At 51.8% G+C, this 10,763-nt stretch carries 11 protein-coding genes and 1 pseudogene; 3 read left to right on the top strand and 9 right to left on the bottom strand.

The annotated features are described in order from the left end of the window. Nucleotides 1–214: pseudogene (locus tag AAH187_RS17775) on the top strand (hypothetical protein); the annotation flags it as partial. A 5-nt stretch (nt 215–219) separates the two neighbouring features. Beyond that, nucleotides 220–513, top strand: coding sequence for a hypothetical protein (locus tag AAH187_RS17770; protein WP_342349826.1), 294 nt, complete (start codon nt 220–222; stop codon nt 511–513). Between the two features lie 48 nt (nt 514–561). Here AAH187_RS17770 and uvrA read toward each other — a convergent pair whose 3' ends face one another. From uvrA to AAH187_RS17750, 4 genes are all read right to left on the bottom strand, one after another. Then, nucleotides 562–3,384, bottom strand: coding sequence for an excinuclease ABC subunit UvrA (gene uvrA / locus AAH187_RS17765; protein ID WP_342349825.1), 2,823 nt, complete (start codon nt 3,382–3,384; stop codon nt 562–564). Nucleotides 3,385–3,531: 147 nt separating this feature from the next. After that, nucleotides 3,532–3,921 (bottom strand): fluoride efflux transporter CrcB, encoded by a 390-nt coding sequence (gene crcB / locus AAH187_RS17760; RefSeq protein ID WP_342349824.1) that lies wholly within the window; start codon nt 3,919–3,921, stop codon nt 3,532–3,534. A gap of 92 nt (nt 3,922–4,013) precedes the next feature. Then, nucleotides 4,014–4,847 (bottom strand): ROK family protein, encoded by an 834-nt coding sequence (locus AAH187_RS17755; RefSeq protein ID WP_342349823.1) that lies wholly within the window; start codon nt 4,845–4,847, stop codon nt 4,014–4,016. A 40-nt stretch (nt 4,848–4,887) separates the two neighbouring features. Next, complete coding sequence (locus AAH187_RS17750) at nt 4,888–5,487, bottom strand: nucleoside deaminase (protein ID WP_342349822.1); 600 nt, start codon at nt 5,485–5,487, stop codon at nt 4,888–4,890. Nucleotides 5,488–6,052: 565 nt separating this feature from the next. Here AAH187_RS17750 and AAH187_RS17745 point away from each other — a divergent pair. Then, nucleotides 6,053–6,862, top strand: coding sequence for an SDR family oxidoreductase (locus AAH187_RS17745; protein WP_342349821.1), 810 nt, complete (start codon nt 6,053–6,055; stop codon nt 6,860–6,862). 21 nt (nt 6,863–6,883) lie between these two features. Here AAH187_RS17745 and AAH187_RS17740 read toward each other — a convergent pair whose 3' ends face one another. The 5 genes from AAH187_RS17740 to AAH187_RS17720 form a co-directional block, all read right to left on the bottom strand. Then, nucleotides 6,884–7,849 carry a TraB/GumN family protein gene (locus tag AAH187_RS17740; protein ID WP_342349820.1) on the bottom strand — a complete coding sequence of 322 codons (966 nt, stop codon included), beginning with the start codon at nt 7,847–7,849 and terminating at the stop codon, nt 6,884–6,886. Nucleotides 7,850–8,184: 335 nt separating this feature from the next. Then, nucleotides 8,185–8,604: a hypothetical protein gene (locus AAH187_RS17735; RefSeq protein ID WP_342349819.1), complete on the bottom strand. Its 420-nt coding sequence runs from the start codon at nt 8,602–8,604 to the stop codon at nt 8,185–8,187. Nucleotides 8,605–8,683: 79 nt separating this feature from the next. Beyond that, on the bottom strand, nt 8,684–9,022 hold the full coding sequence (locus AAH187_RS17730) for a DUF3147 domain-containing protein (RefSeq protein ID WP_342349818.1): 339 nt from the start codon (nt 9,020–9,022) through the stop codon (nt 8,684–8,686). A gap of 24 nt (nt 9,023–9,046) precedes the next feature. Continuing rightward, nucleotides 9,047–10,057: a hypothetical protein gene (locus AAH187_RS17725; RefSeq protein ID WP_342349817.1), complete on the bottom strand. Its 1,011-nt coding sequence runs from the start codon at nt 10,055–10,057 to the stop codon at nt 9,047–9,049. After that, on the bottom strand, nt 10,054–10,763 hold a 710-nt coding region (locus AAH187_RS17720), incomplete at its 5' end, for a hypothetical protein (protein WP_342349816.1). The genes AAH187_RS17725 and AAH187_RS17720, both read right to left, overlap by 4 nt.

The following is a 10,763-nucleotide window of genomic DNA, read 5'->3' as shown; positions in this document are numbered from 1 at the left end:
CGACCTGCATCAACGGATTCCCGATGCCAAGACGATCTGGTTGTTCCGCGAGACGTTGGCCCAAGCCGGGGTGGTGGACACACTCTTCGCCCAATTTGGCACCTATCTGACAGGCCAGGGGCTCCAAGCTCGTGTCAGTGGCCTGCGGCGGCTGAATGCGCAGCTCGAACGGACGGCCCCCTGCTCAGCCGCGGCCTTTATTAGACGGAAGTGAGTCTGATGGATAAACGCGAGGCGAGGGAACTCTTGTCAAAGGAACTCAAGGAATGGCGGCAACGCACGTATGCTGAGTTGGCTTCATTCGTTGACGGCGACCCAGTGACGGGGGGAGTCCAGAGTGAAGCGGGCAACCGCTACCAATACGAAATCCAAGTCATCTGGGACGAAAAGCCCGGAGGAAACATACGTGTTCTTGGTGCGATCGACGATGGGGGAGTTCATGCGTTCTTCCCCTTGACTGACGATTTCATTCTGGCTCCTAATGGTGACTTCATTGGCGAGGACTCCGCCTAACCAGCCGTTGCAGCTGTCCAGCTCGGTACCCAGGTGAACGGAAGGATGTTAGTTTGGGATAAGCAGAGGTTTCAGAAAATTTCCAGTGATGGAGTTGGGACTGTTGGCAATCTTTTCCGGCGAGCCTTCGGCGACGATGTGGCCGCCGGAATCTCCACCGCCGGGTCCCAGATCAATCACCCAATCTGCGCATTTGATGACGTCCAGGTGATGTTCGACCACCAGGACGGTATTCCCTTCTTCGACCAGTTGATTCAACACAGATAACAGGCGCGTGATATCTTCCAGATGGAGTCCCCTGGTGGGTTCGTCCAGGATGTAGAGGGCACCTTTGTGGTCTGAATTGGCGGCTGATCGTTTTGGGGAATTGGTCAATTCCCTGGCGATTTTAAGCCGTTGGGTTTCGCCTCCGGATAACGTTGTGGCTGGTTGTCCCAATGTGAGATAGCCGAGTCCAAGCTGTTGAAGCACGCGCAATCCTTTGAGGACTTTGGGACAGGAAGTGGCAAAGAATATCGTAGCTTGATCGACGGTGAGATTCAGTATGTCGTGAATGGAGTGTCCTTTGACCTGGACTTGTAATATTTTTTCCTGAAACCGTTTCCCTTCACAGTCTGCACAAGGCACGTAGAGATCCGCGAGAAAATACATTTCCAGTTTTTCATACCCGTTCCCTTGGCAACGAACGCATCGGCCTTTCCCGGTGTTAAAGGAAAAATGCGCTGGCGTGAGCCGGTGCGCCCGCGCTTCAGGGGATTGCGCAAATAAGGCCCGGATTTCATCATAGGCTTTAATGTACGTGATGGGATTGGAGCGCGGGGTTTTCCCGATGGGTTCCTGGTCAATAAGGCAGACGGTTCGGAGATGCTCCGGCCCGATCATCCCGTCCAGGTCGGGTTGCGGAGGATTATCCACTTTAAAAAACCTCGCCAGGGCTGCATAGATGGTGGCTTCTGCCAGGGTGCTTTTCCCTGATCCGGAAGGACCCGTGAGACAGACGAGCGTGCCGAGGGGAATGTTGACCGTCAGGTTTTTAAGGTTTTGTTCGCGTACTCCAGTGAATTGCAGGGTCTTTCCGTTTCCCGATCGACGTGTGGATGGTGAGGGAATGGTTTGTTCCCCCCGCAAGTATTGAGCGGTGAGCGATTGGGGATGTTTGAGAAACGTCTGATAGGGGGCCGCACAGATGACCTCTCCGCCTTGAGCGCCTGATTGAGGTCCCAGTTCGACGATGTAATCGGCCTGCTGGATGATCTGCGGATCATGTTCTACCACAATGACGGTGTTTCCCCGCTCCGCCAACTCTCGCAAAATCATGCCCATGGCCTCGGTGTCGCGTGCATGGAGGCCGATCGTCGGTTCATCTAAGACATATTGTGTGCCCATGAGCTGACAGCCCAGTTGTGTCGCCAGATGAATACGCTGTGCCTCGCCTCCAGATAAGGTCCGCATTTCCCGGTTGAGTGTGAGATAGTCCAAACCCACGCGCAGGAGAAATGACAGTTTCGATTGCAACGCGATCAACAGATCTTTGGCGATCGCCTCCTCAAATGTTCTCAGCGGCAAGGTCTGAAGCCATCGTTGAAGATCCGAGAGGGGCCATCCGCATACCTCGTGAATGTGGCATTCATAGATTTTGACCATGAGGGATTCCGGCCGTAGGCGGGTTCCCTGGCAGGTTGTGCAAGGCGAGGGACTGCGATACCGGCTTAGGAAGACCCGGACATGCATCTTGTAGCGTTTGCCCTCGAGATATTTGAAAAAATCATCGATGCCCTCGAGCTTTCCTTCTCCCTTCCAAATCAGGTCCCTTTCCGCTTGGGTGAGCCGGTTGTAGGGTCCTGTGGAGTTGAGATTTTTCTTCTTGAAGGCTTTGAGCATTTCTTTCTGCCACCACACATTGGATGGTTTCGTCCATGGTTCGATCGCGCCGTCCTGTAAGGATTTTTCGGGGTCGGGAATCAGGAGACGTTCGTCGTAGCGCAGGATATTGCCGAACCCTTTGCATTCAGGACAGGCCCCCAGTGGATGATTGAACGAAAAGGATACGGGTCGTGGGGTGGGGAACGTCCTGCCGCATCCCGGGCATGACAGATCGGCACTAAAGCCTAAAGGTTCGTGATCTCCGATGATGACGCTGGCGCGGCCTTCACTTTCGCGAAACGCCGATTCCAAGCTTTCGACCAACCGGCTTCGAGAGTCCGGGTCCAACGTCACCCGATCCACAACGACCAACAGTTCAGATGGTAGAGAGGTGGGAAGAGTATCCGTGTTGAGGTTAATCAGTTGCTGGTTGATGACGACCCGAATGAAGCCTTGCTTGAGGAGTGCCGTTTTCATGAATTCAAGCGCATCAGGATGGGGCGTGGGTTTGGGAAAACAGACGAGGGCGCGTTCCTTGGGAAAACGACTCAGTAAATCCTGAGCGACCGTGGTGGGATGGTGGGCAATGGCTTCCACCTTGCAGTCGGGACAGGTCAGGCGTCCGATTTTGGAGAAGAGCAACCGGAGATAATCCGAAATTTCACTGGTGGTGCCGACGGTGGAGCGTGAGGTTCGAATCGGATTTTTTTGTTCCAGGGCAATTGAGGGACGGATATTGGTGAGTCGGTCCACATCAGGCCGTTTGACGCGGTCCAGGAACATGCGCGTATAGGAGGAGAGCGATTCCACATACCGCCATTGGCCTTCCGCAAAGAGGGTATCGAACGCCAAAGAGGATTTCCCGGATCCCGACAAACCGGTGATCACGGTGACGGCGTTGTGCGGGATCCTCAGTGAAATATTCTTAAGGTTATTTTGGCGTGCGCCTTCAATGATCAGGTCGGCATGAGGCGAGCTGGAAGGTGCAACCGGCTTTTTTGAGGACATATTCAGAGATGCTGACCATTCGGATCGTGAGAAGGATGAATCTATGGTTGTACCCTGTTCAACCCCTCCTCGCCAAGTGGCTTCAAGAGAAGGAATTCACGACCAAATGTATTGTGTGAATTGAAATGAGGATGAAGGGCCCTGAGCTTAGAGCCGACCTAATGTATCACCCAGCCAGACAGCAGCGAGACCCACGAAGACATGGAGGATGATATTGGCGGAGGCTTTGAGCATGGCCCCGTCTTTCAAGAGTGCCAGAGATTCGAACCCGAAGGTAGAGTAGGTGGTGAATCCACCCAGCACGCCAATAAACAGAAAAATTCTGGTGTCCGTTCCCAGGATATTCCGGGACTCGGCCAACCCATGGAGTAACCCGATCAGAAAACAGCCGAGTATGTTCACGGCCAACGTGCCAATGGGGAAGGCCAGAGCCGGGCTTAGGCGGTTAAAGAAGCCGGCGACCACAAATCGGCCTACCGACCCTAGGAACCCACCCAGACCTATCCAGAGAAGTTGCGGTAATCCGTAAGGAATCATAGTGGCATGTGCCGATTAGGCAATTTTCCTCATGATGCCGGTCGGGCGCAACCTGGCGGGGAACGAGCTGAGTGGGGAGGCGATTATGGGAGTCAATCCTTTTTCTTCTGGAGAGTTTTTGATGACTTTTTTCGAGGAGCCTGTTTTCGTGCCGTTCCTCTGCCAAGCTTCTTGGTTGTCGGTGGAGGGACCACATTGGGATCGGCCCAGAGCGCGATTCCGCCAAGGAGCCCCGCTGTATTTGAAACGATTGTGGCATGAGATGGCAGTGGGATGGTCACCTTTTTCCCATTGCCCCCGCCTATGTAAAGATGGTCGAAATTAATCACCCGATCTAATATTTCAATAGCTTTCGCCAGACGGAGATTCCATCGCTTTTTCCCCACATTGTTGAGTGCGTTGGCACCCAATTGTACTTCGTAGGTCTCTTGTTTTCGAAAGGGATGGTGAGCAATTTCCATATTAGGCACAAGGTGCCCATTAATAAATAACGCGGTTCCAAATCCGGTTCCCAGGGTAATGACCATTTCGACCCCTTGGCCTTTGATCGCTCCATAGCCTTGCACATCCGCATCATTGGCTGCCCGAACCGGCTTTTGGAGTTGTTGTTCCAGTTCGCCAACGAGATAGGTTCCAGGCCAGGATGCATCCAGGTTGGGCGCTGTTTTCACCCACCCCTGATGAATCACGCCGGGAAAGCCGACTGAGACCCGATCAAACCGCCCGAGTGTCTGGGCAATTTCCACAATAAGCGGGACAATGGCCTGTGGTGTCGCGGGGTTCGGTGTGACCATTCGTACCCGTTCAGACAGAGGTTGACCGGATTGATCGAGCAGGAGGCCTTTGATTCCGGACCCGCCAATATCAATGGCGAGGGTGATGGTTGATGAGTGCGAAACTGTTGACGTGTTCTGTTTAGGAGGCATCAGAATTTCTCCTTGAAAGTTGGAAAGGGAATGAGAGGCATCATGTACCGTTCCGGCCGTTATAGACCTCTCCGCCGCTTTGGACATATTGCTGAAGGACAGAAGATGCGCTGGCTCGCTCGATATCCCTGGTGACGGCAATTCCCCTCTGCTCAAGTTCCCTAATCCAATTCGCAGGTTTAGGGCCTTCATCAAAACCAACCGCTTCGGCGTCGCTTCCTCTGGCGCCACAGACGATTTGTCGAACACCGGACCAGGAAATCGCTCCCAGGCACATACTGCAGGGCTCGCAACTGGTGACCAGCTCGTGGGTGGGAAGCCCGATTGCCCCTAAATCATGGGAACCGACAATTTGCTGTGCCGTCATTAACGCGACCACTTCAGCATGGGCCATTGAACTTTTCGACGAAAGGACGAGATTCACCCCAGGCGCGACCAATTCTTGAGTGTCCAGGCGGAAAATCCCTGCTCCAAATGGTCCCCCTGTTCCATATTGAATGTTGAGATGTGCCAGCCTAATAACCAGTTCCATCCGTGCTTCCGGATTCGGGTAGGTCTCCGGTTGTTGTCCAAGATAATCGGCGACCCAGACTGGTAACTCAAGGCAATATGGTTGAAACCGTTTAGGAGGGATGCTCATGTCATCAGGGAGCCAAGGAGGTTGAGTGATAGAAGGTGTGAAGAACGGTTATGTGTTTGTGATGCCGGCGTGGAAAACAACCCGAGGGGCTTATCCCGTGAAAGGGAGCCCCTCGGATTATGTGGCGTACACCACAAAAATTGAACCTCATGTCTAGCATGGCCCATCAGTAGGCTAATGACGCGTTTCTCGTTAATGGTTTGGCCGAATTTTCCAGTTATGAAGGTTGAAGATCCCTCTTGTGACTCACTTCCAAGCTTTGGGATTTGCCCTCCGGCATCTGCCTTTTAGCATGCTTGTGTTGGAGCAGGGATATAATTCGGCAAAAACGAGAAGGCCCGTCAGGAGACTGAGGCGGGTTTCGCCGCCGATGGGCCTACATGATCCGGTGGAGTAAGGTCGTCCATTTGAGACCCCCTTTCCTCTTTGCGGTTTGAAAGGAGATGCACGCTCATTCTCTCCTTTCATTCATAATGGGTTTTTATGAGCGCAGAAGTAATGCTACGCTCGTTAGAAAAATCTGTCAATAGGGTCCATCCCATTATCGATTCATGGGGAAGAGACGATGGGTGAATTTACGAACCAGGTGATTCTCATCACCGGGGCGTCTTCGGGTATTGGAAAAGCGCTTGCCTGTGGGTTGGCGCCACAGGCTCCCAAGCTGGTCCTGGTGGCGAGAGATCGCTCACGCTTGCAGGAGGTCGCACTCGCTTGTGAAAACCAGGGAGCATCCGTACTTATCATTCCGACGGACGTGACGGATCCACATGCCTGTTCGGCCATGATCCGGCAGGCTGTTTCAATATATTCCGGGATTGATGTGTTGGTGAATAATGCCGGTGTGTCCATGTGGTCGACGGTGGAGGATGTTCATGACGTGCAACTGTATCAACGTGTGATGGCCGTGAATTTTTTTGGCAGCGTGTATTGTACAAAATTGGCGTTGCCATTCTTAAAGGCCGCGCAAGGCCGGATTGTTGCCATCTCCAGCGTCGCAAGTTTGACCGGGATACCTGCTCATTCAGCCTATTGTGCCAGTAAGCATGCGATGAACGGATTTTTTGAGTCACTTCGCATTGAGTTGGCAGGGACCGGAGTGACGGTCACTATCGTGGCTCCTGATTTTGTGCAATCAGAAATTCATGAACGAAGTCTGGGGGCTCACGGTCAACCCTTCGGGCGAGTTCTTGAGGGGCATTCCAGATTTTTAACCGCCGAGGAATGTGCGGGCATGATCATCAAGGGGATGACCCGTCGGAAACGACTGGTGTTTACATCCTGGAGAGGGCAGTGGGGCCGGTGGATCAAATTAATGAGTCCGCAGGTGATTGATTGGATGGCCCGAAAGGGCATGGCTGATGCTGATCGCCAGTAACGGAACCCTTATTTTCCGGTTCTAGGGCATGGCATAGGACACTCGTTCAATGTGGTGGCCTTTTTCTTTCAGCAGGGCGAGTAATCCGTCTTTTCCCGCGAGGTGAGCCGCACCCACGATGATCAAGACGTTTTTCTCCTCTTGTAAAAACGATTCGATTTGGGGAATCCAGTTCTGGTTTCGTTGGACGAGGAGTTTTTTGTAGAACAGCGGGTAGGTTTTGAATGACTCCACCAATTGTTCTAATCCGTCGAGATTACCCTGGTGCCAGTCTTTCACCATATGTAAAAACGCTTGCTCTCGTTCCTTTGAGCCTGTGGCGGCGAGTGATTCCTGAAGGAGTGCATCCTGGATGTTGAGTGGAAGGGTGTCGAACACATTCAATTGGTCTTGAATGGTTTCCAGCCCGCCCGTCGGTTTACCGGCATCCTTGGCCATGCGATAGAAATGACTTTCAATTCCTAATTCAGGGCGAAAGTCTATGGACGAGTCAAATCGTCCGCTTAACGTGAGATAGAGAACCCAGGGTTTGTATTGTTGGAGATCCTGAATGTTTCCTCCCAAGGCTTTAATCTTCTGTTTGACCAGCGCATAGGTTTTTGGTGAGAGCACCGTTTCCAGTGTTTTCCCTTTTGGGAGGGTGTACTGTTTTTCATGTTTGGAAAATGAGTCGGGAGAAAATAATATTTCCGGATCAATTTCAAAGACGACCTTTTGGGAATTGTAATAGGCATAGGAGAAGGATCTGGTGAGAGGATAATATTCTTCGGCCAATACATGGATCGATCCCAAAATATAGACGGTATTTGTGTCAGATTGGATTTTGTAAATCAGGCTATTGTTGTACCCATCTCCGACTACCTGGCCATGGACCGTCCCGGTGCCCAACACAAGGAGGATCAGGATGAACAGACAGTGTAGGCGTAGTTTCCCTTGATGGTGGCGGAATGCGGCCATTTTAAATCCCCCTGTTGAAGTTGTGCTCATGTCCTGCTTTTACGGTGAGAAAGTTATGTGCTCTGGTGTCTGGCATCTCAATTTGGTTCTTGTGGTCCTTGGGTGTTCCTTACCGGGTAGTACATCGGTGAATAAAGGGAAAAGGTGAAATGCAGAGATTGAGCTGCGATGTCGAGATTGATGGAATGTGCGGCTGGTTCTTGTCGAATACAACCAGAAAGGGAATGTTTCTGCCCGGTCGATTTGCAGATATTGATCAAGTTGCCCGGATTGTGGAATGAGCCCTGTCGGGTCCACCCGTTTCCCTCTCCATGCGAGGGAAAAATCGAAAGGTGTGATGGTGAGACGAGAAGTCCGATGTGGACTCAGGCCTTTGGTGCGGGAGGGGATTCTTGTTGGATAACCTGGAAGTCCTTTTGGGTGATGAAATGACCATCGGCATACAGACGAAACTCATACCGCCCAGGCCCTGGAAACACGAGGTAGGGAATGTTCACGCCAAAGTCCTGGGTCGTTAAACGGTTGGAAATGTCAATTGGCGGGAGGGAACCTTTGCCGACGATCTGGTCTTGGTCAAGGTATACCAGTTGGATTTCGAATGCGTACCTGCCTTCCGCATCGGTGAGCGAAAAATACACGCCGACTTGTGGGTGCTGGCAGGGAAACGTTTTGGCCCAGAGGTGCGTAAAGGCGCCAATGATACTCTTTTTCCCCGTCAGACTATCGATGATAATCGTGTCACATACTAAAAATGCGTGAATGATCGGTTTGATAAACCCCGCCATATTCTTTGTCCTCTATACCTTCTCACATAATTATTCGAAGACTCTTCTATGCTGTTTATCCAATGCCGGTGTTTTACTGTTAGCTAAGAAACAGTCGGGTCAGCCCCACTCCGGCCAAATAGAGTACGATTGCCAAACCATATGCAGGCCAAAAGCCTAAATTCGGGACAAACGCAATCATCGTTCCCACATAGACAAACCATGGAGGGGAAAGCCAAATCATGTGTTTGGCAAACGAAACGGTCGGAGCCGATCCGGCATTGACGAAGATCAGGATAAAGGTCACTCCACTGATGACCGGCAGAGTGCTGGCCAAGGCTGCCAGGAACCCTCTCCCATGACTTCCCAGATACGTGGAGACACTCACTAATGTTCCGCCCAGGACAAAATACAACGCATATCTGACCCATTCCGGCATCGTCCCTCCTCGCGTCATGTGAAATTATTGTTCATGGAAGGCCTCCATGGCCTCCTGGTGAAGTTTGTCTCCCTGTCCGGTATACCTGGGAGAAAAATGAAAGACGACCAATTGTTGTACCCCGGCTTTTCGTCCAAGGATTCCTGCCTGGCGGGCCGTGAGGTGGTAGCGATTGGCAGCCTTGTCCCGGTCGACCTCTAAAAATGGTGCCTCGCAAAATAAGGTCGTGGCCCCTTGGCATAACTGAATAATCCGTTGCTCATTGTCGGCATCATAACGGCAATCAACGACATAGGCGATTTTTTGTCCCTTAGTGATCGTCACAAATTCCCGTTTCATGGTGCCCACATCAAATACGCGCTCTTCTTTCCGGTGTTCCAAATACAACGTGGCGGAAAAGGTGTGCGAATCCGGTGCGCCATCTACTATGAGTTGTTTGGCATCCTTGAGCCAGGAGCCAACCGGAAGACCAGCCTCATGGAGTCGGGCTTTCTTGATATTGATGTGAAACGGTTCTTCCAGGGAAAAAGCCAGAGAGGGGATCCGATGGTTGAGCGCTACGGCTTTCACAAGAAGAGCGGGTTCTTGAAGAACCCGAAAAATGTAGGAATGATCGCCTGGGATTGAGTTTTCCCGTTCACAGACAAAGGCGTCCTTCGCATGAAAATGCGCGGGTTGGATATGGGTGGGGTGATATTCTCTGGCTTCGATGGTGAGTGGATATCCATCAACCAGATTCCAGGTATAACCACGAAGTTTGCCGTGGATATTTTCAATAAGGCCCGGTGGACCATGCAATCGAAGGTGTTTACCACGACCCAGGGCTACACGAATGAGCCGGTCAAACCCGATAAAGTGATCCATATGCGTGTGAGAGATGAAAATATCCTGCGCCCGTAGAAGCTGGGTGGGACTCAACGAGACATTTTCCCCTAGATCAAAGAGCAGGGCACGCCGGCTCCAACGTATATCGACATAGAGGCCGGGGTCCCCAAAAGGATGATTCACCAGATGAGGCGAAAACGAGGGTGTCACGTCAATATTCCTCGTATGATGAGATAGAGAAGAATCACTTCCACGGCATGAGCCGTGATGACCGCATAGAGATTGTGCATTCGCATCCATACCCATCCCCACACCAGGCCATCCCATATGGCAATCCAATGTAATTCACGGAATGTCGAAACCATAAAAGGATCAAATGAAAACGTCAGAGCCGAAATGGATAAGGGGAGGAAAGTCTGTAGGCGAATCTTGGAGATCGAGGGATGATCGGGTTGATGCACATGTTGAAACCATACTAGTAATCGACCCAGGAGAAATCCGCGGAAATTCAATTCCACTCCCATGGCAATCAGGATGATGAACCACGGCATCATGATCCAGAATGGAACCTGGGCATGAAGGGTCTGAGAGAGAAAATTGATGTCCACCCCCAATGCAGGCATGACGTACAAGATAACCCCGGTATTCAGTATTCCCAGCGCGAGGCCAATCACAGTCCCTCGGCGAACCCCTGACTCTATGTTGTTGAATCCTAGCCCAAGTTTGTGGAGTTGATTCCTATTTTTATATGCCCAGGCGCATAAGGCGCCATAGGCCATCAGTTGTGGAGCAAACTGGACGGCAGTGTGGAGTTGCCAGCTTGTGGGTAAGAGGTAAAACCCGATTGTGGTGAAGACCGGGAGAAAGGCTAATCCTGAGGCTCGTTCCTTCTGGGGTATCACAAGCGTGCAATGGT

It is taken from the genome of uncultured Nitrospira sp. (assembly GCA_902500695.1).
Taxonomy (GTDB): Bacteria; Nitrospirota; Nitrospiria; order Nitrospirales; family UBA8639; genus Nitrospira_E.
Note: the sequence above shows the minus strand (reverse complement) of the source record. Positions and strands in the feature narration are given on the sequence as shown.